Genomic DNA, 24,023 nt, shown 5'->3' with positions numbered 1-24,023 from the left:
GCGGATGCGCCTTCTGCGTTCAGGGGGCGGGACGAGGCCCGGGTGACCCGGGCAGGGGAGAACGGCGCAGCTTCCTGGCCCGCCCGTCGGTCATTCCGGTTGATGGCTGAGGCAGCGGATGTCGCCCATGTGGACGCAGGCGTCGCCCGGGCGGGCGATGCCCTCGCCGATGGCCCGGTACAGCGGCGCATCGACGGCTGGCCCGGTGGGGGCGCGGCTGCCCGGCCTGGCCGCGTTTGCGGCGATCTCCCGCGCAAGGCGGGCCTGCACCTCCGAGGCGATCCCCGAAACGTCCAGGGTTCCTTCCTGATAGCTGATCGCGTAATTGGCCAAGCGGTCGCCCCGCGCGGCGCTGGCGAGGATGGCGTAGCGCCCCGGCTCGGCGGTGGCGGCGCTGCCGTCGCTGGAAAGATCGAGCCCCTCGACGCGGTCACCGTTGAGCAGCCCCTCGACGGTGTAGCCGTCCAGCAGCAGCGCCTGGCCCATGCGCTTGCTGGCATCGCGGGCGGTGATGACCAGGTTGGCCTTGCCGACCGACATCTGGCCATCGACGTAGGTGATGGTGTAGTTGCCCAGGCCTGTGCCCTGTGCGTCACCGGCGTGAATGGCGTAATGGCCCACGCTGGCATTGGCCGCTGCGCCGTCGCTGCCCAGCTTCACCGAGGCCACTGCATCGCTGTTGAGCAGTCCGTCCACGCTGTAGTTGCCGAACCCGCCATCCTGGCCGTAGGTCTTGCTGCCGGGCCCTGCGGTGATGGTCAGCGTCGCCTTGCCGACGGACAGCAGGCCATCGACGTAGGTGATGGCGTAGTTGCCGAGCCCGGTGCCGGAGGCATTGCCGGCGGTGATGACGTAGTTGCCGGCATTGGCGGTGGCGGCACTGCCGTTGCTGAACAGGTCCAGCCCGCTCACCGTGTCGCCATTGACCAGGCCATCGACGGAGTAACCGCCCAGCGACGATGCCTGCCCGTAGGTCTTGCTCGCATTGCCGGCCGTGATGATGAGCCCGCGCGGGTCAACGAAGAGCTGCCCGGGGGTGTAGGCCAGCTGATAGCCGGAAGCGGAAGCATCCAGTGTCCCGGGGCCGACAGTGACGACATAGGGCGAGGCGCTTGCATTGGCATTGGCAGCGGCGCCAAACGAGATGACACTCGGCAGTCCGCTGAACAGGCTGGCCAATTCGTCGCCCTTGTATGCTCCGGCAACGGCAGTCATTGCACCCTGCATGCGGAAGGCCAGCAGAGGGTTGAGCACGTCGCCGTAGGTCTTGCGCAGGGTGTTTCCGGCAACCGTCAGCGTCGGCTGCCAGGCGAACACATAGCGGTTGCCGGTTGCACTGGAATTGCCGAACGCTGCAGTGTTCCAGACGGCGGTGTTGCCGCTGTCCAGGTTGTTGAAGGCATGCGCCTGATGCGGAGAGTCCAGGTAGATGTTCCAGCGGCCGTTGCCGCTCAGCCGGATGGCGTCGGCGCCGGTACGGTTGTCGAAGATGCCAGCGGTGGCAAGGTCGACGTTGTCTGCGACGACGTGGCCGATCAGGCGCAGGCCGGTGTCCGCCCGGGCGGCGAGCGTGCTGGCTGTCACCTCGCCCAGTACCAACTCACCGCCGCTGATGATGTGGGCATTGGAGGCGTTGATGTCCATGACGCCTCCAAAGAAGTTGCCGGCATTGGTGAGAAGGACGTCGCCGCCGGCCAGGAAGCTGCTGTCGCCATGGACGTAGAGGGTGCTGCCCTGGCCGATGGAGGTGCCCTTTGCCGTCAGGCCGCCTCCTGTGGTGACGCCACGAAGCAGGAGCTGGCCGCTTCCGCCATCCAATGTCGCATCACCGGTGGTATCCGCGTTGCTGACCGTCAGGCCAGTGCCCGCCAGCGCCTCGAGACGGTTTGCCGTGACGTCGGCCAGGGACAGGGACTGTCCGGTGCGAAGCAGGACATCACCCGCGTTCACGCTTACATCGCCACCGAAACTGTTGCCAATCATTCCCAGGTTGATCGCGTTTCCGGCGTACAGCGTCGTGGTACCGGCGGCCAACAGGCTGCCCGCCGTCTGCATGATCGATCCCCCCTGACTGCTCAATGACAGCTGCGCACCGGTCACATCAGCCGCCAGGGTGAGGCCGGAGGCGCCGTTCAGGCTCACTTGCCCGCCGGACAGCGCGTTTGCAATGGCGAGCGCGCCGCCCAGCGAGCTCAGGCGCAGGCTGGCATTGCCGGTGTTGATCGCAGGCGCCACGCTCAGCTGTCCGCCGGCGACCAGCTCCACCGCCTTGTTGGTGCCGCTCTGCAGTGCGCTGATGTTCAGTCCGCCGCCTGCGGTGATCGCCACCGCCTCGCCGTCGACATCCATCGCGCCGGTGAACACATTGCCCGCATTGCGCAGTGTGATGTCACCGCCCGCATCCAGCGTGCTGGTTCCGGAAACCTGGAGGCTGCCACTCTGCGTGATAGCGGCCGCGCTGTCGGCGACCAGGTTGCCGCCCACCTGCACCTGCGCGAACCCCAGCCCGCCACCGGTCAACGTCGCATCTCCGTTGACCACGGCATTGGATAGATCCAGGCGCCCGCCCGCCGTCGCGACCAGTGTTTCCGCCTGCACGCCATCCATGTCCAGCCCGCTGCTGCCATGCAAGGTCACGTCCTCGCCATGCAGCGCGACCTTTCCAGCAAAACTGTTGCCAGCGTTGCTGAGGGTGATGTCGACACCAGCACTGAAACTGGCAGGCCCGCCAACCTGGAAGGCACCGGCCTGGAGCAGGCTGCCGGTGGACGTCAACGACAATGCGCCGCTGGTCGTCACCGTCCCGGACAACGCAAGCGTGCCGGCGTCCACGGCCAGGGAGGCCAGCGGGGTGCTGCCGCCGATGTGGCCTGCGACATTCACCGCCGCGGCGGTGATGTCCAGTGCGTGCCCGCCATCGATGCTTCCGCCAAAGACGACGCTCTGCCCGCTCACTGCCACGTCACCGGCAAGCAGCACCGGGCGGCTGAACTGCGCCGCATCCGCGACGGTGACATCCCCCGCCAGCGTGGTGGTGCCGTTGCCTTCCACGGTGAGCATGTTGGCCTGGACATCATTGTCGAAGCGCGTTCCGGTCGCCCCGCCAACGCGCAGGTCCCAGCCGCCACCGGAGATCATGTTGCCAAACCGGACGCTGCCGGTGGTGCTGGTCACCACCGTATTCGCACTCAGCTCCAGCATATCGTTGAACACGATGCCACCCACGCTGCGGAACTGGGTGCCGATCCGCGTGCTGCCTGGCAGATCACTGCTGAAGGACAACAGTGGCGTATAGAAGCCGACAGTGCCATCGAAAATGCTCTGCCCGGCCGTGTTCACCGCCAGGTTGAAGTTGCCGTCGAGTCGCTTGCTGAATTGAATGGTGCCGGAGCCGGTACTGGTCAGCGTACTGTTGCCGACCAGCACCGCTGCATCGAGGTAGTGCTGATTGCCCGTGGTGGTCACATTACCGCCCAGCAGCGTCACGCCACCACCACCGGCGGTCAGCGACGTCAATGCGTCCAACCCGCCAACGGAACCCGTGAAATACGTTTGACCGGTGGTGGAGGTCGCCAATGCATGCCCTCCGTTGACCGCCCCATCAAAGCGGATGTCGCCACCGCCCAGGCTGGCCACGTTGACATCGCCGACAAGCTTGACCTTCTCATAGGTCTGCAGGCCGATGGCATTGACATTCGCGCCAAGCTCGAAGGTTCCCCCGTCCTGCCGCAGGGTGGCCAGCGCCGAGCTGCCGCCGACCGTGCCCCCGAACCGGGTCGTGCCATCGGTCTGTACCAGCAGGTTGTAAGCACCATCGATGGTGCTGCCGAACACGATGTCGCTGCCCAGGCTGCTGCTCAGCGACACGCTGCCACCGAGCCTCACGGCATCGGCGTAGCGCTGCATGGCCCACGTATACACACTCCCGTTCAGGATGGCATCACCGCTCACCACCTCCACGCTCCCCAGCCGGGCAGCCCCTCCGACGATCCCGCCGAAGCGCACTTCGTCCTTCGCATCGACCCGCAGGTTGCCACCGCCGTTGACGGAACCGTTGAACGCGATGTTCCCGGCACTCGATGACAGGCTGGCATTGCCGGTCAGTGTCACCTCGCCGTTGTAGGCCTGGTCACCGGTGCTGTTGAAGAAGCCATTGAGTTCGATGCCGATGGCGGATGCCGTCAGCGACTGCACTTCGGCCGCGCGCAGCTTGAGCACACCGTTGCTGGCAATCGTGGTGGTACCGCCTTCCAGCCTCACCCCGCCCGAGAACGTGTTGTTGGCGTTGCTCAGGGTGATCGCATGCGGGCCATTGTTGAAGGTGGCGTCACCTCCGACGCTCAGCGCACCCAGCTGCGACAGGGCTCGACTATTGCTCAACACCAGGCTGGTGCCGACGCTGCCTTCAATGAACGAAATGGTGTTGCCGCTTGCGTTCAACGATGCACCGCCGCCGGTCTGCAGCGCCAGCGTGTTGGTATCGATGGTGCCGCCCGTCTGCTGCAGCGAGCCATCGCTGATGAGGCTGGTCTGCGTGGCCTCGATGTTCGCTCCCACTGCCAGGGCGCCGCCACCGGCATTGGCCACCAGCGTATCGGCGACGATCACGCCCCCCATGTTGAGCGCGATCGCACTGCTGCCCGTCGGCACACGCGCCAGCAGGCTGACCTGCGAAGCCTGCAAGGTGCCGGTGTTGACCAGCACCGGACCCGGCCCCAGCGGGGCGTCATCCACGGCATCGACGATGTAGTAGCTCATGCCCGCGGCAGGATCGTAGGACGCCACCATCCGGTCCGCGGCGACCAGGCCGATGTGGCCACCCTGGATGGTGCCGTAGTTGCCAACGGCCGCCCCTGCCAGCAGCACCGGGCCGCCATTGGCATTGATCTGGCCATGGTTCAACACCGCCGCGCCCGGATGTGCGCCACGCCGGAAATCGTAGATGGGAGCGTTCGGGTCCTGCAGCGACAACGTCGTGGCGAGCAGCCCGGCAACGTTGACGTGCGCATTGCCACCGAAGGTGATGCCGTTCGGATTGATCAGGAATACATGGCCATCGGAATTCAGCATGCCGTCGATCTGGCTGGCCAGATTTCCGATCACGACATTCAACGTGACCGCGGACGGATTATTGGTGATGAAGTTCACCGCATCGCTCTGGCCGATGCTGAAGTTGCTCCAGTTGATCAGCGCGCGGTTGCCGGTCTGCGTCACCTGCAGTGTGTTGGGGGTATTGGCGATGCTTACCGTGCCCTGCACCACAACCGGATTGCTCGGCAGCACCTGGGCCTGTGCGCCACCTGCCCAGGCCAGCGCCAGGGCCAGGACAAGTGGTTTCAACCGCGGGCGATCGAGCGCCTGCGTGCGTCGGCCACGGGCGACGATCCGGCCACCGCTGGCAGCTTCCGACGCCACCTGGACCTGGCGCAGTGCGCTGTTGAACACAAGGCGGTAAATGCGATTCATGGCGGTGTCCTCAGAAAGTAGTGCTGATGCGCGCCCAGTACTGGGTGCTGCGGCCGTCGCTGCCGCGGTAGCTTCCGGTGGGTTTGGCCGCGCTCACGTCCAGGCGCAGTTCCGGCTGCCACGGCAGGCGCAGGCCAAGGCCAAGGCCGGCACCTTCGAGCGTGATGGGCAATGCGCCCAAGCGGCGGTTGTCCGGCGTCGGCGAGGTGCGTCCCCAGTCGTAGAACAGATTCACATCAAGCAGGTCACCCCAGCGGCGGCCATTGAACGGCGAGGGCTTGTTGGCGAAACCCGGCGCGCTGAGCTGGTATTCGAAGCTGGCCTGCACGCCACGGTCGCCCAGCGCCGTGGACAGCGGGTAGGCACGCACGCTGGTGGGGCCGCCCACGCTGAACTGCTCCATCGGTGTCAGCGCGTCATCGGTGAACTGCGCGCTGCCACGCAGCAGCAGGCGCTGGTCGTGGGGCAGGGCCTGCAGGCGCGCCACGCTTGCCCGGGCCACCCAGAAGTACGGCGCGTGCGAGGTGTACAGCCAGTTCATCGGCGAGGATTCGTCATTGACCGACTTGCGCAGCGACACCTGGGCCAGGTTCATGCCGCGCCAGCGGTGGTCGGTATGGCGCAGGCTCAGGCCGGCGTCCAGGACGTCAAAGGTGTGGCGCGAGAGCAGGAAGCCGAGCCCTTCGAGCTTGGAATCCTCGTGGATCCAGCGTGCCGAGGCCTGCACCTGCAGGTTGGCGCGCTGGATGAATTTCCAGTCGCTGCCGGCGTAGAACATCGTGGTGGGGCCGGTGATTTCCAACGCCGCCAACGGGCCGGTGTTCAACTCCATCTCGCTGCGGCTGACGCCGGCGATGGCGCTCAGTCCCTGCACCTGCGCCGAGGGCACACTGAGTGACAGTGCCGCCTGCCAGCTGTCGGCCGGGTCCAACCCGTAGCCGATGCTGGCGGCCAGCACATCGCCCGCGCCCAATGCGTTGAAGGCGCTGATGCCCAGCTCGGCCCGGTACTTGCCGGTGCTGTCGGTGCCGTGGTTGCTCAGCCCGGCGGTGATCTCGTACGGGCGTGCGCTGTCGGTGGCCACCAGCACGATGTCGGTTTCGCCGGGGTTCTGGCCTGCCTGCAGGACCGAGGTGACCGATACGCCGGGCAGGTCACGCGCGTAGAGCAGGGCGCGGTCGAGTTCGTTGCGGCGCAACGGCCGGCCAATCAGCCCAAGGCTGCTGGCGGTGAGCTGATCTTCGCGGTAGCGCCGGCTGCCCTGTACCAGCACCCGGCCGACCCGGCCTTCCATCACTTTCAGCGTCAGCGTCTGGCTGTCGCCGATCTGCTGGGGCGGGATGTAGATCACCGATACCAGGAAACCCGCATCCCGGTAGGCCTGGGTGATGCGCGCGGTGATCTGCTCGATCTGGGCCAAGCTCAGGGCCAGGGGTTGATCCGGGCCGAGCGCGCGCAGTGCCTGATTGGCCAGCGCCTCGATCCCTGCCGGGCTGATGCCGCTGTCGGGGTGTTCACCTACGCCCTCCACCTGGACCCGGGCGACCTGGACCGTCGCCACGGCCGGTGACGGTTCTGCCGCCTGTATCGGTGCGGACAGCGTGGCCGCCAGGCCAGCCAGGGCCACGGCCAGCAGCGTCGCGCGGACCGGGGCGATCCGGCGTGGGGGGAGGGACTCATGCGTGCTGCAGGCGGGGCGGGGCATCGGGACGTGTTCCTTGGAGATCGATCAGGGGCAGGCGGCAAACGCCCGCCTGTACCCTGTTAACCGTAAGAAGCCGGCAGGATCGATCAGCGAATTCAGGTAATCGCTTCAAAATGTGAATTGGTTCACTATTTGTGGGCGGGTGGGGGATGCCGGGAAGGCAGCCCCGCGCGCGGGGGCGGGCCCGCAGGAACGGCTACAATCGGCAGTTCCCTCGCCCATCTCCTGGAGCTGACGATGTACTCGCGTGAAGTCCGTATTGCGTCCTACGACCCTGAACTGGCCAAGGCCATCGCCGATGAGTGCCAGCGCCAGGAAGACCATGTCGAGCTGATCGCCAGCGAGAACTACGCCAGCCCGGCGGTGATGGAAGCCCAGGGCAGCCAGCTGACCAACAAGTACGCCGAGGGTTACCCGGGCAAGCGCTACTACGGCGGTTGCGAGTACGTGGACATCGCCGAGAAGCTGGCCATCGACCGCCTCAAGCAGCTGTTCGGCGCCGATTACGCCAACGTGCAGCCGCACAGCGGCTCGCAGGCCAACCAGGCCGTCTACTTCGCGCTGCTGCAGCCGGGCGACACCATCCTGGGCATGAGCCTGGCCCATGGCGGCCACCTGACCCACGGTGCCAAGGTCAACGCCTCGGGCAAGATCTTCAATGCCGTCCAGTACGGCGTGAACGAACAGGGCCTGATCGATTACGACGAAGTCGAGCGCCTGGCGCTGGAGCACAAGCCGAAGATGGTCGTGGCCGGCTTCTCGGCCTACTCGCAGGTCGTGGACTGGGCGCGCTTCCGCGCCATCGCCGACAAGGTTGGCGCCTACCTGTTCGTGGACATGGCGCACGTGGCCGGCCTGGTCGCCGCCGGCGTCTACCCGAACCCGATCGAACACGCCCACGTGGTGACCTCCACCACCCACAAGACCCTGCGCGGTCCGCGTGGCGGCATCATCATCGCCAAGGGCGCGGGCGAGGAAATCGAGAAGAAGCTGCAGTCGATCGTGTTCCCGGGCATCCAGGGTGGCCCGCTGATGCACGTCATCGCGGCCAAGGCGGTGGCCTTCAAGGAAGCGCTGGAGCCGGAATTCAAGGCCTACCAGCAGCAGGTGGTGAAGAACGCCCAGGCGATGGCCACCACGCTGATTTCGCGCGGCTACAAGATCGTCTCCGGCGGCACCCAGAACCACCTGATGCTGGTGGACATGATCGGCAAGGAGGTGTCCGGCAAGGACGCCGAGGCCGCGCTGGGCAAGGCCCACATCACCGTCAACAAGAACTCGGTGCCGAACGACCCGCGTTCGCCGTTCGTGACCTCGGGCCTGCGCCTGGGCACCCCGGCCATCACCACCCGCGGCTACAAGGAAGCGGACTGCGTGGCGCTGGCCAACTGGATTGCCGACGTGCTGGACAACCCGGGCGATGAGAACGTCATTGCCGGCGTGCGTGAGAACGTCACCCTGCAGTGCCGTCAGTACCCGGTTTACGGTTGACGGTTTACCGGTGCCGGCCCTGTGCAGGCACCGGTTCGTTGAAGGGACCGCCGCGGTGATGGCGGCCAGACCCCGGGCCGGGCAGCCTTGCTCCATCCCGGGGTTTGCTGTATCTGCGTTGTAGTATTTCCCGCGCCGTGCTGTCGGCGCACGATGTTCAAGGCGAGATAGATGCACTGCCCGTTCTGCCAACACACCGACACCCGCGTCATCGACTCGCGCGTTTCCGAGGATGGCGCCACCATCCGCCGCCGCCGTGGCTGCGAGGCTTGTGGCGAGCGCTTCAGCACGCTGGAAACCATCGAGCTGAAGTTGCCGGTGATCATCAAGAGCGATGGAGGCCGTGAGGCATTCGACGCGCGCAAGCTGCGGGTGGGCTTCGACCGTGCGCTGCAGAAGCGCCCGGTGTCGGAGGAGCGCATCGAGGCGGCCGTGCGTGCGGTCGTCCACCAGCTGCGCATGTGCGGCGAGCGTGAAGTGCCGTCGATCAAGGTCGGTGGCTTCGTGATGGATGAACTGCGCAAGCTCGACCATGTCGGGTACGTGCGCTTTGCCTCGGTGTACCGCAGTTTCGAGGACGTGGCCGACTTCCGCGACGAGATCGAGAAGCTCGAGCGTGACCACCCGACCGACGAGGGCCAGCTGCCGTTGCTGGAGGTGGCCGATGTGCCGGACGGCAAGGCGGCAAAGCCGGTCCGGCGGTGAAGCCGTGTCTGCCACGGCATGACAGGAAGGCACGGTGATGCCAGGCCAGAAGACCCGGACGGTGCGGAGCAGGTGGCGGCGGCTGGGCATGCTGCTGACGTTGGCCGTTCCGTTGCCGGTGCTGGCGGCGGACCCTTCCCGGGCGGGTGTGTGTCCGGAGCCATCGCAGCGGCCATCGGCGGAATCGAGCGCGGTCGCGGGCCACTACTACCTCTCCGGCATGCAGGAAGTGGGCTCGGAGCTGGTACTCGGCGCGGACGGGCGTTTCCAGTGGATGCTGGCCTACGGAGCATTGGATTTCGCCGCCCAGGGGCGCTGGTGGCGCAACGGGGACTGCGTGGGAATGGCGCGGGAGCAGGGCGCCCAGGTGCCGTTCCAGCTGCTGCGGCGTGACGGTGACGAGCAGGCGCGCGCGACGTATGCAGACATGGACAAGTACCCGATGCCGGACCAGGGCGATCGCCTGCTGGTCTATGCATTCGAGGTCAGCCATGGCATGAGCGCCGATGGCCTTGAAGTCGCCTTGCGCTGGCCCGATGGCCAGGAACAGACGGTACAGGCCGAACGCGGTGCGGCCCTGTTCGCGCCGCGCCCGGGCATGCCGGTGCAGGTGGGGGCACGTTGGCCGCGCAGCGGCATGCCGATGACCTGGATGGCGGTGGACGGGGACGCGCGCTGGCCACTGTTGATGCGGCTGGATGTGGAAGCCCTGAGCGCAGGGGGCGATGCGCCGATGCCGACCTTCCTGCGTGTCGAAGACAAGGCATTGGTGCCGGTCTGGCCGGGGGACGAACGTGAGCGCGGGCGTTACCAGCGGCCGTGAACGCTGGCCGTTGCGCAGTGGGCCTGACCGGTTCTGCCATTTGATTTCGTGAGTACGGATGTTGATCGTCAATCTGCTTGACCGCCCCGAATACCTGCCGGCGCTGGCGGCTGCCCATGTGCAGGCCTTCGGCGGCCTGCTGCCCGATTGGACCGTTGCCCAGGCCGAAGCCGAACTGCGCGCGCAGCAGCGCGATGCCATTCCGTGCAGCTGGCTGGTCGAAGACGGGCAGGGCTGGCTGGGCTCGGTCAGCCTGCTGCATGACGACCATGAGCAGATCCGCGGGTGGTCGCCGTGGTTGGCATCGTTGTACGTGCAGCCCCGCGCACGCGGGATGGGCGTGGGTGCGGCGTTGGTGCGGCATTGCGTCGCCCAGGCCGCTGCCCTGGGTGTGCCGACGCTGTACCTGTACTGCGAGGCGCCGATGGTGCCCTGGTACCAGGGCCTTGGCTGGCGGGTGCACGCCGAACTGCAGTTGGGGCCGTTGGCCATCACCGTGATGGAAATCCGGACGCGGCAAGGCTGAGTCCCACGCATGGCCGGCGGTGCAGGTGGCGGCACGCGTAAACTTGCATGCCAGGCACTCCGGATCGTCGTTCCCGCCGGTTGCCGTCATCGCACGCAGCATCCCTTGGAGTCCCGCATGAGCCCGTTCACCGCCACCGATCACCTGCTGATGGCCCGCGCGCTGCGCCTGGCCGAACAGGCGGCCTGGACCACGCGGCCCAATCCGATGGTCGGCTGCGTGATCGCGCACGGTGACGAGGTGGTGGGTGAAGGCTGGCACCAGCGTGCCGGCGGGCCGCATGCCGAGGTGTTCGCCCTGCGCGCGGCCGGCGAGCGCGCACGCGGGGCCACTGCCTATGTCACGTTGGAGCCCTGCGCCCATTACGGCCGCACGCCACCGTGTGCATTGGCGCTGATCGAGGCGGGCGTGGCGCGGGTGGTGGCGGCGATGGGCGACCCGTTCCCGGATGTGGATGGCGGGGGCTTCGCGTTGCTGCGTCAGGCCGGCATCGAGGTGGCGGTGGGCCTGATGGCCGACGCGGCACGCGCGCTCAACCGTGGCTTCCTGTCGCGGGTGGAACGCGGCCGGCCGTTCGTGCGGGTCAAGTTGGCCGGCAGCCTGGACGGGCGCACCGCCATGGCCAATGGTGAGTCCAAGTGGATCACCGGTGAGGCGGCACGTGCCGACGTACAGCACTGGCGGGCACGCGCCGGTGCCATCCTGACCGGTGCGGCCACGGTGCTGGCCGACGACCCGCAGCTGACCGCGCGCCCGGAACACGGCCAGTTCCTGCCGCCGCTGCGCGTGGTGCTCGATGCCCGGCTGCGCACGCTCGAACGCGCGCGGGTACGCGAAGGCGACGCACCCACCCTGTACCTGCACGATGCGGCGCTGGCTGCGCCCTGCCTGGAAGGGGCGGAATTTGCCACCGCGCCGTTGGGCGGGGATGGCCGCTTCGACCTGCATGCGGTGATGGCCCTGCTGGGCGCACGCGGCATCAACGAAGTCCATGTGGAAGCGGGCCCCACCCTGTGCGGCGCGTTGCTCAAGGCCGGCCTGGCCGACGAACTGCTGCTCTACATCGCCCCGCTGTTGATGGGCGACGGGGCCCGGCCGCTGCTGGCGGGCCTGGGCATCGAGCACATGGCGCAGGCGGTGCCGTTGGAGGTGGTGGATGCCGGCAGGGTCGGCAAGGAGCTGCGCGTATTGCTGCGCCCGTAGCCGCGCACCTGCGGTGGGAGCGCCTTCAGGCACGAAGCCGGGAAGGGCGCAGGCACCGGGAAGTCCAACCGCCTGCACTGCAAGATCGCTTTTTCTTCCGCGCACGGGAACCACACGTGCTTCGCGGCCGGGGCCGCTCCTGTGCGCCTGAAACAACAACGGGGGCCTTGCGGCCCCCGTTGCATGCCGATCCCGGAGGGGATCAGAAGCTGGCGCGAACGCCAACCGAGTACTGGCTGACGTCGTCGAACAGCTGGATCTCGCCGACCAGGCCCCAGGTCTGGTTGAACTTGACCTGGCCGCCCAGGGTGCCGACGAACTCGGTGTCCATGCGGCTGCCATCGATCACGCCGCCCTTGAGCCAGGCTTCGGTGCGCGGCGAGGGCTTGGCGCGGATGCCGGCGGTGATGCGGCCAGCGTTGGTGTGTTCCTTGTAGCTGCCGTCGTAGGCGCCGAAGCCGGAGAGCTCTTCCTTCGTGCCCACGCGGACCCAGGCGATGTCGGTGGTGAAGTCCACGCGGTCGCTCAGGTTCATGTGGTAGCCGATGCCCAGCTCCGGCATGTCCAGCGTGTACTTGGCGCGGGCGCCGTAACCCAGGTTGAAGCTCTCGGACATGCGCGAGTAGCCACCGAACACATTGACGTTCTTGGCGATGTTGTACGAACCGCGCAGGTAGGCACCGTTGGTCTTGGGATCGTCCAGGTTGTTGTCGTTGATGCGGACCTGGGTCCAGCCGGCTTCGACGAAGGTGTAGCTCAGTTCGTCAGCGGCGGCGGCGAACGGGGTGGCGGCCAGCAGGGCGGCCAGAATCAGGGTCTTGCGCATGAAAATCCTCTTCAAATCCAGTGTGTATCGCCCGGCCCATTGCAGGCCAGCACCGCAACCTCATGTCGCGGCGGCGGGAGTTTAACGAAATATTGACGGGAATCCATCCGTTCAGACGGGGCTGATACAATGGGCGGGCCGGTTCGCCGGCACGCACAAACGTCTTCAGGGCGGGGTGTAACTCCCCACCGGCGGTAGGTTTGGCGCCCTTTCCGGGGTAGCCGGACGAGCCCGCGAGCGCTCCGGTCGGCCGGCACAAACATGTGCAGATGGTGGGCAGGAGGTCAGCAGATCCGGTCAGATGCCGGAGCCGACGGTCATAGTCCGGATGAAAGAAGACGGTGTCCCGGGCCCCTCGCAGGGTCCGTGCGCCTGTTTGCCTTGCGGCGTTTTTCGCTCACTTTCCGCGGAGAACGTTAGTGTTTACTGGAATCATCGAAGGCGTCGGCATGCTGGCCGCACGCGAACCCATCGGCGGCGACGTCCGCTTCACCTTCAACGTCGGCAACCTGCCGTTCGACCACGTGCAGATGGGCGAGAGCATCGCCGTCAACGGCGTCTGCCTGACCGTCATCGCATTCGACGCGCACAGCTTCCAGGCCGATGCGTCCACCGAGACCCTGTCCCTGACCACGCTTGGCACGTTGGCCGACGGCGCGGTGATCAACCTCGAGCGCGCGATGCGCCCGACCGACCGCCTCGGCGGGCACCTGGTCAGCGGCCACGTCGATGGGCTGGGCAAGGTGTTGTCCATCCATGAGGATGCGCGCGCGTTGCGCTGGCGCTTCGCCGCGCCCGAACCGCTGCTCAAGTACATCGCCAGGAAGGGCTCAATCTGCGTGGACGGCGTCAGCCTCACCGTCAACGAGGCCGACGACGAAGGCTTCGAGGTCGCGCTGATCCCGCACACCGTCGCCAATACCGCGTTCTCGGCCACCGGCGTGGGCAGCGCGGTGAACCTGGAAATCGATCTGGTCGCCCGTTACGTCGAGCGCCTGCTGGGCCAAGGAGCCGCACGATGAACTTCGCACCCGTTCCCGAACTGCTGGAAGAGATCCGTGCCGGCCGCATGGTGGTCATCGTCGATGACGAGGACCGCGAGAACGAAGGCGACCTGATCATGGCCGCCGAGCTGGTCAAGCCGTCGGACATCAACTTCATGGTCACCCATGGCCGCGGCCTGGTGTGCCTGCCGCTGACCCGCACGCGCGCGGCAGACCTCGGTCTGGCGCCGATGGTGCAGGCCAATACCGCGCAGTTCCAGACCAACTTCACGGTCAGCATCGAGGCCGCCGAGGGCGTCACCACCGGCATCTCCGCGCACGACCGCGCCCACACCATTCGTACCGCGGTCAAGCCCAATGCCAAGCCGTCGGACCTGCACCAGCCGGGCCACATCTTCCCGCTGATTGCCCAGCCCGGTGGCGTGCTGACCCGCGCCGGCCACACCGAGGCCGGCGTGGACCTAGCCATGCTGGCCGGGCTGGAGCCGGCCGGCGTGCTCGTGGAGATCCTCAACCCCGACGGCAGCATGGCGCGTCGCCCGGAGCTGGAGGTGTTCGCCCGCGAGCACGGCCTGAAAATGGGTTCCATCGCCGACCTGATCGCCTACCGCCTGGCCACCGAGCACACGGTCGAGCGCGTGGACGAGCGCGACATCGACACCGAATTCGGTGCGTTCCGGCTGGTCACCTACCGCGACCGCATTGCCAATGACCTGCACTTCGCGCTGGTCCGCGGCACGCCGGACAAGGACACCCCGACGCTGGTGCGCGTGCAGGTGGAAAACCCGCTGGCCGACCTGCTGCACTGGCGCCGCGACGACTTCGGCGTGGCCGCCACCGATGCGCTGCGCGCCATCGATGCGGCCGGTGCCGGCGTGATGGTGGTGCTGTCGGCGCCGCGTGACAGCGGCAGCCTGCTGGCCCGCCTGCGCCAGCAGCCGGCGCCGGTGGTGCCGGGCAAGGACAAGGACGTGGGCCAGTGGCGCCGCAACGGGGCCGGTGCCCAGATCCTGTCCGACCTGGGTCTGGGCAAGCTGCGCGTGCTGGGCACCCCGCGCCGCCAGATCGGCCTGGCCGGTTACGGCCTGGAGATCGTCGAGACCGTTCAGGCCTGAAGGCGGATGGGGTGAGAGGTTGTCCCGCGCACAGAATAACCCCTCCCCAACCCTCCTCTTGGCTTGCGCCAACGGGAGGGGGCTGAAGCCGGCATTGCTGAACTCTGGCAGCTCGCTAGGACTACCCCCTCCCTTGCGCCGAAGGCGTAGGGGAGGGCTGGGGAGGGGTGTTCTCCGCCTTGTCCCGCAGCCCAAGCACCGCCAAGCCCGCCCCGCACCGCCCGCGCACGTTAAACTTACCTACCCTCAGGATCCCCACACCCCATGAGCCACTACGAAGGCGACCTCCGCCCGGCCGGTTCGGCCCGCTTTGCCATCATCGCCAGCCGCTGGAATGCCCGCATCACCGACGTGCTGGTTGCTGGCGCCCGCCAGAGCCTGGCCGGCAACGGCATCGGCGAGGACGCTATCGACGTGGTGCGTGTGCCGGGTGCGTGGGAAATCCCGCTGGTCGCCGCCCGCCTGGCCGCCGCTGGCCGGCACGCCGCCATCATCACCCTGGGCTGCGTGATCCGTGGTGATACCCGCCACTACGAGCACGTGGCCGACCGCTGCGCCGAAGGCCTGATGCGCGCCCAGCTGGATTTCGGCGTGCCGGTGCTCAATGGCGTGCTGGCAGTGGAGCGGGTCGAGGATGCCGAGGCCCGCGCAGGCGGCAGCCACGGCAACAAGGGTGAGGAAGCCGCGTTGGCGGCATTGGAAATGGTCAATCTTCTGGAGCAGTTGCCATGAGCAGCAAGAACAACGGCAAGCCTGCCGGAAAGCCCGTCCGCCGCGACGGCATCGACCCGGTGCTGCGCTCGCGCGCCCGTCGTCGTGCCCTGCAGGCGATCTACGCCTGGCAGATCTCCGGCGGCAACGCCGAGTCGCTGCTGGCCCAGTTCGCGCACGAGCAGGCACATGAAATCGCCGACCTGGCCTACTTCGAGAGCCTGCTGCGCGGCGTGCTCGACCACCGTCGCGACCTGGACGAGGCGCTGGCCCCGTTCGTCGACCGTGGCGTGGAAGAAGTCGATGCGATCGAGCGCGCGGTGCTGCGCGTGGCCGCCTACGAGCTGCGTTACCGCCTGGACGTGCCGTACCGCGTGGTGATCAACGAGGCCATCGAGACCGCCAAGCGTTTCGGTTCCGAACACGGCCACACCTACGTCAACGGCGTGCTCGACCGCGCTGCGGTGGAGTGGCGCAAGACCGAGTCCGGCCAGTAAGCCGACGGCGGCCTCGCCGCCGCCCGTGATCCATGAACACGCCGGGGCCGGCATCATCGGCACCGGCGTTTTCGTATCCAGAGTGCAACCCATGAGTCTTGACGAGTTCGGCCTGATCGATCGCATCCGTCGCCGCACCGGCGCACGCGCCGACATCGCGCTGGGCATTGGTGACGATGCCGCGCTGCTGCTGCCTGCGCCCGGGCAGCAGCTGGTGGTCACCGCCGACACGCTCAATGCCGGGGTGCACTTCCCGCACGAGACCCCGGCGCAGGACATCGGCTGGAAGGCACTGGCGGTGAACCTGTCCGACCTGGCCGCGATGGGCGCGCAGCCGGCATGGTGCACCTTGTCGCTGTCGCTGCCCGAATCATCGGCCAGCTGGGTGGAGGGCTTCGCCGAAGGCTTCTTCGCGCTGGCCGACCGGCACGGGATGGCGTTGGTCGGGGGGGACACCACCCGCGGCCCGCTGGCGATCTCGATCACCGCGATGGGCCAGGTGCCCGTCGGACAAGCGCTGCGCCGCGACGGCGCGCGGCCGGACGACGATGTCTGGGTGACCGGCGTGCCGGGTGAGGCGGGCCTGGCGCTGGCGCTATGGCAGCAGGGGCAGTTGGCGGTGGCCGGCCCTGTGGCCGAGCCGGCACGGGAGCAGTTGCGGTTGCGCCTGGCCAGGCCGACGCCACGGCTGGAGGCCGGCCTGGCGCTGCGCGGGCTGGCCAGTGCGGCGATCGATGTCTCCGACGGCCTGCTGGCCGACCTCGGGCATGTCTGCGCGCGCAGTGGGGTTGCCGCGGAGGTGATGGAAAGCAGCCTGCCGGCATCGCAGCACGCCAGCGAGCTGCAGCTCGGCGCGGCTTTCGAAGATCTGCGTGCAGGCGCCGGTGACGACTACGAGCTGTGCTTCACCGCGCCGGCGTCCGCGCGCGCGCAGGTCGCTCAAAGCATGGCATCGGTAGCAGTTCGGGCTACACGTATTGGCTATATTCGAACCGGAAGCGGGGTCCGGCTGCTCGACGGGGAGGGCAAGGCAGTCTCCAGGGAGCGGTCGGGGTTCAATCACTTTTCGATCGGGGGGCAATAGGAAAAGCCCGTTTTGAACGATGAGAAATGCCGTTCACATCGTGTCCACGTATTCATACATACCATCAACAACGTGATCGATGTCGCGTTTTTCGTTCCTGCTGGGTGCGACGCGATTAACAGGGGATCGTGAATGGAAATGGCAACGCTTGAAAAGGTCAGGGCGAAGATGAGCGATGTAGGTTCGCCTTCGGTGACCGTGGACGGCCCTGCGCTGGAAGCGGCACTGGACAGCGTGATGGAAGGCAGCGCTGGCATTTCCATGTTGTTGGTGTCCACGGCCGATGGCCGTGCCATCGCGCACCGTTCCCGCAACAAGCTCGACCCGCGACGTCTGTCGGCGATGAGCAACTCCTTCCTGACCCTGGGTGAGACCCTGTCGCGCGAGCTCGGGCTGGCAACGGCCGACTACGTGACCATGTCCACCGCGCAGGGCAGCATGGTGTTGGTCCGCGTCGATGCCGACCGTCCGTACACGCTGGCGGCATTGGGCCATTCCGATACCTCGCTGGCGATCCTGCTCTACGCGGCCCGCGATGCCGCGGCCCGCATCAAGTCCCTGCTGTAACCCCATTGGCTGTAACGCATCTGTGCTACAGGTCTTCCGGCGTGCCGGAGGACCGGCCCGGGTCGACGGGCTTCGCCTCGACCAACCGTGTTGCCTTTCCGGGGAAGGACTGGGCGGCACGTCATCAAGATCACTGAACCTTGGAGATGAACATGGCTGGAAACGTAAAGCTCGACAAGTTGAATGAAATCGCCGGTTTCGTCGGCGCTGCCCTGGTCGACAGCGACAGCGGCATGGCCCTGGGCATGCTCGGCGGCGGTCCGCTCAACCTGGAAGTCGCTGCGGCAGGCAACACCGAAGTGGTGCGCGCCAAGCGCCGCGTCGCCGCGTCGCTGGGCATCACCGAGGCGATCGAGGACATCCTGATCACCCTGACCAAGCAGTACCACCTGATCCGTCCGCTGGAAAGCAACCAGGACCTGTTCCTGTACGTGGTGCTGGATCGCTCGCGCGCCAACCTGGCCCTGGCTCGCCACGAGCTGAAGTCCTTCGAGCAGACGCTCGACTTCAAGTGATCGACCGATGCACCGCTGCCCCGTGACGGGGCGGCGGTGCAGTTGATGCGCTTCGACGCCCAGGCCTGATCGATACGATGAGTGCACCCGCCCGCAAGATCTCCGCCGCCGTGATTGGTTGCCAGGGACTGGATGTCCTGCACGTCATGCGGCTGAAGGTCGCCAGTTCGCTGTTGATGGCCGAGTACATCCAGGCCGACGTGCAGGAATGGAACCAGCAGAAGGTGGACCTGCTGGTGGCCAGTGCCGACGACAGCCGCGGCCAGGAGCTGCTGCGCGAGGCCGACCGGAAGGGGCTGCCGGTACTGGCGGTCACCCGCAACGTCCTGTCCAGCCTGAGCGTGCCGGGCGTGGCCTATGGCGCCAGCGTCCGCGAGATCTTCCAGCAACTGCGCCAGCTCCTGCTGGCCGCGGACAGCAGTGGCGAGCGGTTCCGCCCGCGCACCCTGTTCCGCAGCCTGGAAGAGGCCAGGGGCAAACCCTGCCTGCTGCACATGGGCCTGGTGAAGGTGGTGGTCGATGCCGACCAGACCCAGGTCACCCTGCTGCGCGACATCCCCTACGAGAACTGCCTGCGGGCGGCGGCCGAAGCCGGCTGGACGCTGTCGCTGCTCGACGGCGACACGACGCTGGAGCAGTGCATGTCCGATGCGGTCGGGCAGCACCCGTTCGAGGATTTCTGCTGGCGGGCGGCGGTGCTGAACAGCGAGCCGCTGCTGCCGGTGGACCTGCAGGGCCATTGCCGGCTGCGCGGTTGGCCCGAGGTGGAGACCGGCAAGCTGCCGATGCAGTGGCTGCTGCCGATGGCGGCGATGATGATCCGTCCATGGCGACCGGACGAGCTGGCCCAGGCCACGGGTACGTCACTGGACGACGTTGCCCGTATCATGGGGGCCGCTGCCTGCACGCACCTGCTGGATACCTCCAGCGCGCCGGTGGCCACCCCGCGCGGCTCCGGCAACAAGGTCTCCGGCTTCTTCTCGCGTATCGCAAAACGGTTCGGGCTCAATTTTTCCAAGGGGCTTCAGGTCTGACGGCTATGGCAACCAAGCTGGTATTTGTCGGTGAAATGGGTGCGGGAAAAACGACCGCGATCAGGTCGATCTCGGACATGGAACCGATCAGCACCGAAATGCCGATCAGTGACGAGGCGGCACTGGAGGCGTTCGAGGACAAGTCGCATACCACCGTGGCGCTGGACTACAGCTCCATCGAGCTGGGTGACGGCGAACTGCTGCATGTCTACGGCGTGCCGGGCCAGGCCTACCTGGATTTCATGTGGCCGATCGTCGCCGAAGGAGCGATTGGCGTGATCGTACTTGTGAGCGCACTCAACCCGCGCGCGCTGCCAAGTACGCTGACGCTGCTGGAACACTTCCGTGCATTGGCGCCGGAGGCCTGCTTCGCGGTGGGCATCACCTGCCAGGACCGCGAACCGGCGTTCCGCTTCACCGATTTCCGCAACGCGCTGTCCCAGGCAGGCCATCGCCTGCCGGTGATGTGGGTGGATGCGCGTGAGGCCAGCCAGGTCGATTTCCTGGTCAAGGCACTGCTGTCCTGCCGCTACGCTGAAGCGGTGGCGTAACACCACCGACCTACGATTCCCCGCCACGCGCGACGGCGCATGCAGGCGCGCCGGTCGCCGTGCGTGTGCGGGGCAATGTCTCAGGGGAAGTCCGTGCCCTGGTGCCCATGGGGAGTGGGCACCAGGGGCGGCATTACCTTCCCCGGGTTGAGGATGCCGGCCGGGTCCAGCGCCTGCTTGATCGCCTGCATCGCGGCCAGCGTGCTGGCGCTGAAGGCCTGGGCCATGAAGTCGCGCTTGGCCAGGCCGATGCCGTGCTCGCCGGACAGCGTGCCGCCCAGCGCCAGCGTCAGCGCGAACACCTTGGGCAGCGCGGCATGGGCGCGGGCGCTCTCGCCGGCGTCGTCCGGGTGGTAAAGGATGTTGACGTGCAGGTTGCCGTTGCCGGCATGGCCGAAGGTGACGATCGGCAACGCCGCTTCCCGCGACAGCTGCTGCACGCCCTCCACCAGTTCCGGGATGCGCGACACCGGCACCACCACGTCCTCGTTGATCTTGCCCGGCGCGATGCTCTTCAGCGCGGGGGAGAGCGCGCGCCGCGCCGCCCACAGCCGGTCGCGGGCGCTGCCGTCGGTGGCCACGTCCAGTTCCAGCATGCCATCGCCTTCGGCGGCCTGGGCCAGTGCATTGAGCAGGTAGGGCAGGGTGTCGTCGTCGCCGTCGGCCTCGATCAGCAGCATCGCGCCGGCATCGGGCACCTGCGCACCATTGCGGCGCAGCAGTTCGAGGCTGCGGGCATCCATGAATTCCAGCATGGTCGGTGTCACCGGCTGCGCCATCACCCGCGACACCGCCGCTGCGGCCGACCCGGCGTCGCGGTACAGCACGCGCAGGCCGGCCTGCGCGCGCGGTCGCGGCGCCAGCTTGAGGGTGGCTTCCACGATCAGTGCCAGCGTGCCTTCGCTGCCGACGATCAGGTGGGTCAGGTCGTAGCCGGTAGCGTCCTTGGTATACGGGCCGCCACAGCGGATCAGCGCGCCGGTGCCGGTCACCGCGACCAGCCCGAGCACGTTGTCGCGGCTGGTGCCGTACTTCACCGCGCGTGGGCCGCCGGCATTGCAGGCCAGGTTGCCGCCGATGCTGCAGATCTCGGCACTGGACGGGTCCGGTGGCCAGAACAGCCCATGCGGCATCAGTGCCTGCTGCAGGTCGCCGTTGAGCACGCCGGGTTCGACCACCGCGCAGCGGTCGCCCGCGCGGATGTCGAGGATGCGGTTCATGTGCACGAAGGACAGCACCACGCCGCCGGCGGTGGGCACCGCAGCACCGGTGGTGCCGGTGCCGGCGCCACGGCCGACCAGCGGCACGCCATGGTCGTGGCAGGCACGCACGATGGCCTGCACCTGTTCACGGTTGCGTGGCAGGGCCACGCCCTGCGGCAAGGCATGCCGCCAGGAGTTGTCCTGCGCGTGCGCTTCCAGCGCGGTGGCATCGGTGCGCCAGTCTTCGCCGAGCAGTTCGGACAGGGTGGCGTGGAAGGCGGGCGGCAACGGCGTCATGGGGATGTCTGATCGGTGGGTGCGCGGTGCTGGACCAGCTTCCAGCCCAGCACGCAGGAGAATAGCGGCAGCCATACCCAGCGCAGTTCCGACAGCATGGTCTGCAGCCCGCGGGCGCTGAAGAAATTATTGGCGAAGGGCGAAACGCGGATGGGGCGCCACGGCGCGAACAGGCGCTGCTCGCTCCACGGCCACCACAACGCCACGCCCAGCCCGCCCGAGGTGAAGGCGTCCAGCAGCGGATGCGACAGCGCGCAGGCGGTCACGAACGCGGCCGCCTGCACCCGGCTGGCGCGCAGCCAGGGCGACAACGCGCATGCCACCAGGCCCAGCACGGCGGCGAACAGCAGTGAATGGCTCGCGCCGCGATGACCGAAGGCATCGGCATAGGGAATGTGCAGGGCGAAGGCGAGCACGTCGGCATCGGGCAGCATTGCCGCCGCTACGCCGGCACCGAGCAGGCGGGCGGAAATGCGCCCGCGTTCGCTCGCGCACCACAGCGCCAGCGGGACCGCGGCATGGGTGAAGACACTGGGCATCAGCAGTCGTCGGCGCGGAAGGCGTCGCGGATCCAGTGCAGGCGCGGGGGCTCGCCACTGGCTTCGACCACGTCGAACCGGCATGGCAGGCGTGCCAGTACGTCGTGCTGGGACAGGTACAGCTGCGCGGCATGCAGCAGGCGGCGGCGCTTGCCGGCATCGACCGAGGCGGCACCGCCACCGAATGCGCTGGAGCGACGGTAGCGGACTTCGACGAACACCAACGCGCCTTCGCGGCCGGCCTCGCGCATCACCAGGTCCAGTTCGCCACCCCGATAGCGGACATTGCTGGCCAGCCAACGCAGGCCGGCCTGTTCCAGGTGCGTGCGCGCGGCAGCTTCCACCGCCGCGCCACGCCGGGCCTGGTCAGCGGCCATCACCGATCGGGGTCGGGCGGCCGCCGCTGAAGGTGGACCATGCCGGCGTGCGCAGCACGTTGCCGAAGCCGTCCAGGTGCAGCGCGCCGGTGGCACCGCTCAGTCCACCGCTGGTGCTGGTGGCCAGCTTTTCCAGGTAGGCGGTGATCTTCCAGGCATCGAAGCCGAAGGCGAACAGGCGGGCGGCACCGCCACGCGCGGTCGGCAGGGTGCTGGCCAGGCTGCTGGCGGCCGGCAGGCCGGCCACGCCGCGCGTGGTCCATGCCTCGCTCGGATAGATGATGCCGTCCAGCGCGGTGTCTTCCTCGGCCTTGCCGGTGTTGTTGACCAGCTGCGAGGTGCCGACGCGGCTGACCCCGGCCAGGCCGGACAGTGCCAGCTGCGGGGCCAGTGCGCGCGCCTGGTTGCCCTTCACCGCGAGGAACACCGCGTCCACGCCGGCGGCCTGGCGCAGCTGCGCGCTGATGTCGCCGGGGGCTTCGCCGACATTGATGCTGGCGGCGAGCTTACCGCCGCGTTCGGCGAAACGCTCCTTGAACGCGGCGCTGGCACGGCGGCCGCTGTCGTCGTTGCTGGCGATCACCAGCACGTTGCCGCGCTCGCGGCCGAGCAGGTATTCGGCGGCCATGATGCCGTCGTCTTCCGGGGCCAGCGAGAACGCGGCGCTGCCCGGCGGCGGTGCATCCTTGCCGCGGTTCAGGGCCAGCAGCGGGACCTGCAGCGGATCGCGGTGGAACAGCGCATCGACCTCGTCCCGGCCCAGCGGGCCGACCACGAAGTCGGCGCCGGCGGCCACGGCCTTGTCATAGGCGGCGATCGCACCGGCGGCGGTGCCGCGGGTGTCGAGGAAATCGATCTGCGGGCGGCGCCGGCCTTCGCCGTAATAGCCGGCCAGCAGGCCATCGCGCACCGGCGCGGCCGCGGTGGCCAGGTTGCCGGTCAGCGGCAGCAGCACCGCGAGCTTGACCGGCGGACGGTAGCCGTCGACGTCGGCCGGCGGGCGCTTGCCGGTATCGACCTGCCACGCGGCATCGCGGTCGAACGGACGCGGCAGCGGCAGGCCACGGCCGAGCAGGGCGCGCCCGGCGTGGTTGTACAGCGGGTCGCCGACTGGCAGCGCGGCGGCGCGGCTGGACAGGGTGGCATCGTTGATGCCGGCCAGCAGGCGGGTGATGGCGCGCTGGTTGTCGTTGCGCGCGGTGCCGCTGAGCAGCACGCCGGCGCGGGCGCGCTCGGCGGCGGCGGCGAACGCATCGCCGGTGGCTTCCAGCGCCTGCGCGCGGGCCAGCAGCCAGCGCGTCTGCAGCGCGGGCGGCAACGGGTCATTGCTGCCGGTCAGCGCCTGCAGGGCCACCGCCGGCTGCTGCTCGGCCAGGGCCTGCTCGGCCAGCATCAGGTGGTACCGCTGGCGGGTGGCACCGCTGAGCTGGCGCACCTGCACCTGCGGGATCAGCATGCGCGCACGCGCATCGTCGCCGGCGTCGTGCCAGGCAAAGGCGGCGTCGGCCAGCAGCATCGACTTGCCCGCACCGCGCGCCTGCGCGGCCTGGGCTTCCAGTTGCTGCGCCGCTTCGCGCGGCTTGCCCTGCTCGAGCAGGGCGATGGCGGCCTGCTGGGCAGGCGACGTGGTCGGCGCCACGCTGGTGGTGACGCAGCCCACGAACAGCAGCATCGACAGTGACAGGGCGGAAATCCGAGCGGCTTGCTTGTTCATTTGAGGTCCGTTCGACGGGGCGCGGCGGTGCCGGGCGGGGGAAACGGTAGGATTCTACCCTTGCCCATGGA

Annotated in this window: 21 protein-coding genes and 1 riboswitch; of the genes, 14 read left to right on the top strand and 7 right to left on the bottom strand. The window is 68.0% G+C overall.

The window, feature by feature from the left end; genetic code table 11:
- Window positions 1-90 precede the first annotated feature (90 nt).
- Window positions 91-5,466 (bottom strand): MBG domain-containing protein, encoded by a 5,376-nt coding sequence (locus tag AC06FE_RS17585; RefSeq protein ID WP_478073763.1) that lies wholly within the window; start codon window positions 5,464-5,466, stop codon window positions 91-93.
- A gap of 10 nt (window positions 5,467-5,476) precedes the next feature.
- Window positions 5,477-7,171 carry a ShlB/FhaC/HecB family hemolysin secretion/activation protein gene (locus tag AC06FE_RS17580; protein ID WP_478073762.1) on the bottom strand — a complete coding sequence of 565 codons (1,695 nt, stop codon included), beginning with the start codon at window positions 7,169-7,171 and terminating at the stop codon, window positions 5,477-5,479.
- A 237-nt stretch (window positions 7,172-7,408) separates the two neighbouring features.
- On the opposite strand from AC06FE_RS17580, the gene glyA reads away from it, so the two are divergent.
- The 5 genes from glyA (at window position 7,409) to ribD (ending at window position 11,919) form a co-directional block, all read left to right on the top strand.
- Complete coding sequence (glyA, locus tag AC06FE_RS17575) at window positions 7,409-8,662, top strand: serine hydroxymethyltransferase (RefSeq protein ID WP_192286698.1); 1,254 nt, start codon at window positions 7,409-7,411, stop codon at window positions 8,660-8,662.
- Window positions 8,663-8,833: 171 nt separating this feature from the next.
- A complete protein-coding gene (nrdR, locus tag AC06FE_RS17570; RefSeq protein ID WP_313252728.1) occupies window positions 8,834-9,367 on the top strand; it encodes a transcriptional regulator NrdR in 534 nt (177 codons plus the stop codon).
- 88 nt (window positions 9,368-9,455) lie between these two features.
- Window positions 9,456-10,190, top strand: a complete 735-nt coding sequence (locus AC06FE_RS17565; RefSeq protein ID WP_478073761.1) for a hypothetical protein — start codon at window positions 9,456-9,458, stop codon at window positions 10,188-10,190.
- Between the two features lie 58 nt (window positions 10,191-10,248).
- On the top strand, window positions 10,249-10,716 hold the full coding sequence (locus tag AC06FE_RS17560; RefSeq protein ID WP_478073760.1) for a GNAT family N-acetyltransferase: 468 nt from the start codon (window positions 10,249-10,251) through the stop codon (window positions 10,714-10,716).
- Between the two features lie 117 nt (window positions 10,717-10,833).
- Window positions 10,834-11,919: a bifunctional diaminohydroxyphosphoribosylaminopyrimidine deaminase/5-amino-6-(5-phosphoribosylamino)uracil reductase RibD gene (gene ribD, locus AC06FE_RS17555; protein ID WP_478073759.1), complete on the top strand. Its 1,086-nt coding sequence runs from the start codon at window positions 10,834-10,836 to the stop codon at window positions 11,917-11,919.
- Window positions 11,920-12,121: 202 nt separating this feature from the next.
- Here the strand turns inward: ribD and AC06FE_RS17550 are convergent, their stop codons facing one another.
- A complete protein-coding gene (locus AC06FE_RS17550) occupies window positions 12,122-12,745 on the bottom strand; it encodes an outer membrane beta-barrel protein (RefSeq protein ID WP_446541925.1) in 624 nt (207 codons plus the stop codon).
- Between the two features lie 157 nt (window positions 12,746-12,902).
- Window positions 12,903-13,089, top strand: a riboswitch (FMN riboswitch).
- A gap of 75 nt (window positions 13,090-13,164) precedes the next feature.
- On the opposite strand from AC06FE_RS17550, the gene AC06FE_RS17545 reads away from it, so the two are divergent.
- The 9 genes from AC06FE_RS17545 (at window position 13,165) to AC06FE_RS17505 (ending at window position 19,823) form a co-directional block, all read left to right on the top strand.
- Window positions 13,165-13,767: a riboflavin synthase gene (locus AC06FE_RS17545; protein ID WP_446541924.1), complete on the top strand. Its 603-nt coding sequence runs from the start codon at window positions 13,165-13,167 to the stop codon at window positions 13,765-13,767.
- The gene (gene ribB, locus AC06FE_RS17540) at window positions 13,764-14,864 is read left to right on the top strand and encodes a 3,4-dihydroxy-2-butanone-4-phosphate synthase (RefSeq protein ID WP_192286692.1); all 1,101 of its coding nucleotides are present in this window, start codon (window positions 13,764-13,766) and stop codon (window positions 14,862-14,864) included. The genes AC06FE_RS17545 and ribB overlap by 4 nt, the downstream gene beginning before the upstream one ends.
- 264 nt (window positions 14,865-15,128) lie before the next feature.
- Window positions 15,129-15,596 carry a 6,7-dimethyl-8-ribityllumazine synthase gene (ribH, locus tag AC06FE_RS17535; RefSeq protein WP_132865007.1) on the top strand — a complete coding sequence of 156 codons (468 nt, stop codon included), beginning with the start codon at window positions 15,129-15,131 and terminating at the stop codon, window positions 15,594-15,596.
- On the top strand, window positions 15,593-16,072 hold the full coding sequence (gene nusB, locus AC06FE_RS17530; protein ID WP_132865006.1) for a transcription antitermination factor NusB: 480 nt from the start codon (window positions 15,593-15,595) through the stop codon (window positions 16,070-16,072). The genes ribH and nusB overlap by 4 nt, the downstream gene beginning before the upstream one ends.
- Window positions 16,073-16,163: 91 nt before the next feature.
- The gene (thiL, locus tag AC06FE_RS17525; protein ID WP_478073758.1) at window positions 16,164-17,156 is read left to right on the top strand and encodes a thiamine-phosphate kinase; all 993 of its coding nucleotides are present in this window, start codon (window positions 16,164-16,166) and stop codon (window positions 17,154-17,156) included.
- A gap of 168 nt (window positions 17,157-17,324) precedes the next feature.
- Window positions 17,325-17,723, top strand: coding sequence for a roadblock/LC7 domain-containing protein (locus tag AC06FE_RS17520; protein ID WP_313252710.1), 399 nt, complete (start codon window positions 17,325-17,327; stop codon window positions 17,721-17,723).
- Window positions 17,724-17,875: 152 nt separating this feature from the next.
- Window positions 17,876-18,238 carry a roadblock/LC7 domain-containing protein gene (locus tag AC06FE_RS17515; protein WP_132865003.1) on the top strand — a complete coding sequence of 121 codons (363 nt, stop codon included), beginning with the start codon at window positions 17,876-17,878 and terminating at the stop codon, window positions 18,236-18,238.
- 77 nt (window positions 18,239-18,315) lie between these two features.
- A complete protein-coding gene (locus AC06FE_RS17510) occupies window positions 18,316-19,272 on the top strand; it encodes a hypothetical protein (protein ID WP_478073757.1) in 957 nt (318 codons plus the stop codon).
- A complete protein-coding gene (locus AC06FE_RS17505) occupies window positions 19,269-19,823 on the top strand; it encodes a GTP-binding protein (protein WP_132865001.1) in 555 nt (184 codons plus the stop codon). The genes AC06FE_RS17510 and AC06FE_RS17505 overlap by 4 nt, the downstream gene beginning before the upstream one ends.
- 80 nt (window positions 19,824-19,903) lie before the next feature.
- Here the strand turns inward: AC06FE_RS17505 and AC06FE_RS17500 are convergent, their stop codons facing one another.
- The 4 genes from AC06FE_RS17500 to AC06FE_RS17485 are packed head-to-tail and all read right to left on the bottom strand — an operon-like array spanning window position 19,904 to window position 23,952.
- Complete coding sequence (locus AC06FE_RS17500) at window positions 19,904-21,322, bottom strand: FAD-binding oxidoreductase (protein ID WP_478073756.1); 1,419 nt, start codon at window positions 21,320-21,322, stop codon at window positions 19,904-19,906.
- Complete coding sequence (locus AC06FE_RS17495; RefSeq protein ID WP_478073755.1) at window positions 21,319-21,861, bottom strand: metal-dependent hydrolase; 543 nt, start codon at window positions 21,859-21,861, stop codon at window positions 21,319-21,321. The genes AC06FE_RS17500 and AC06FE_RS17495 overlap by 4 nt, the downstream gene beginning before the upstream one ends.
- Window positions 21,861-22,238, bottom strand: a complete 378-nt coding sequence (locus AC06FE_RS17490) for a YraN family protein (RefSeq protein ID WP_313252702.1) — start codon at window positions 22,236-22,238, stop codon at window positions 21,861-21,863. Before AC06FE_RS17490 ends, AC06FE_RS17495 begins: the two co-directional genes overlap by 1 nt.
- Complete coding sequence (locus AC06FE_RS17485; protein WP_478073754.1) at window positions 22,228-23,952, bottom strand: penicillin-binding protein activator; 1,725 nt, start codon at window positions 23,950-23,952, stop codon at window positions 22,228-22,230. Before AC06FE_RS17485 ends, AC06FE_RS17490 begins: the two co-directional genes overlap by 11 nt.
- Window positions 23,953-24,023 lie beyond the last annotated feature (71 nt).

It is taken from the genome of Stenotrophomonas sp. Steno-C18 (assembly GCF_056393195.1).
This window is presented reverse-complemented; position numbering and strand designations above follow the sequence as displayed.

Excerpts from the sequence above, each read along its gene's own strand:
- nusB (WP_132865006.1), top strand. The coding sequence starts at position 15,593 with ATGAGCAGCAAGAACAACGGCAAGCCTGCCGGAAAGCCCGTCCGCCGC.
- AC06FE_RS17510 (WP_478073757.1), top strand. The coding sequence starts at position 18,316 with ATGAGTGCACCCGCCCGCAAGATCTCCGCCGCCGTGATTGGTTGCCAG.
- AC06FE_RS17520 (WP_313252710.1), top strand. The coding sequence starts at position 17,325 with ATGAGCGATGTAGGTTCGCCTTCGGTGACCGTGGACGGCCCTGCGCTG.
- thiL (WP_478073758.1), top strand. The coding sequence starts at position 16,164 with ATGAGTCTTGACGAGTTCGGCCTGATCGATCGCATCCGTCGCCGCACC.
- ribB (WP_192286692.1), top strand. The coding sequence starts at position 13,764 with ATGAACTTCGCACCCGTTCCCGAACTGCTGGAAGAGATCCGTGCCGGC.
- AC06FE_RS17560 (WP_478073760.1), top strand. The coding sequence starts at position 10,249 with ATGTTGATCGTCAATCTGCTTGACCGCCCCGAATACCTGCCGGCGCTG.
- ribD (WP_478073759.1), top strand. The coding sequence starts at position 10,834 with ATGAGCCCGTTCACCGCCACCGATCACCTGCTGATGGCCCGCGCGCTG.
- AC06FE_RS17585 (WP_478073763.1), bottom strand. The coding sequence starts at position 5,466 with ATGAATCGCATTTACCGCCTTGTGTTCAACAGCGCACTGCGCCAGGTC.
- AC06FE_RS17550 (WP_446541925.1), bottom strand. The coding sequence starts at position 12,745 with ATGCGCAAGACCCTGATTCTGGCCGCCCTGCTGGCCGCCACCCCGTTC.
- AC06FE_RS17580 (WP_478073762.1), bottom strand. The coding sequence starts at position 7,171 with ATGCCCCGCCCCGCCTGCAGCACGCATGAGTCCCTCCCCCCACGCCGG.
- AC06FE_RS17565 (WP_478073761.1), top strand. The coding sequence starts at position 9,456 with ATGCTGCTGACGTTGGCCGTTCCGTTGCCGGTGCTGGCGGCGGACCCT.
- AC06FE_RS17500 (WP_478073756.1), bottom strand. The coding sequence starts at position 21,322 with ATGACGCCGTTGCCGCCCGCCTTCCACGCCACCCTGTCCGAACTGCTC.
- AC06FE_RS17495 (WP_478073755.1), bottom strand. The coding sequence starts at position 21,861 with ATGCCCAGTGTCTTCACCCATGCCGCGGTCCCGCTGGCGCTGTGGTGC.
- nrdR (WP_313252728.1), top strand. The coding sequence starts at position 8,834 with ATGCACTGCCCGTTCTGCCAACACACCGACACCCGCGTCATCGACTCG.
- AC06FE_RS17515 (WP_132865003.1), top strand. The coding sequence starts at position 17,876 with ATGGCTGGAAACGTAAAGCTCGACAAGTTGAATGAAATCGCCGGTTTC.
- glyA (WP_192286698.1), top strand. The coding sequence starts at position 7,409 with ATGTACTCGCGTGAAGTCCGTATTGCGTCCTACGACCCTGAACTGGCC.
- ribH (WP_132865007.1), top strand. The coding sequence starts at position 15,129 with ATGAGCCACTACGAAGGCGACCTCCGCCCGGCCGGTTCGGCCCGCTTT.
- AC06FE_RS17490 (WP_313252702.1), bottom strand. The coding sequence starts at position 22,238 with ATGGCCGCTGACCAGGCCCGGCGTGGCGCGGCGGTGGAAGCTGCCGCG.
- AC06FE_RS17485 (WP_478073754.1), bottom strand. The coding sequence starts at position 23,952 with ATGAACAAGCAAGCCGCTCGGATTTCCGCCCTGTCACTGTCGATGCTG.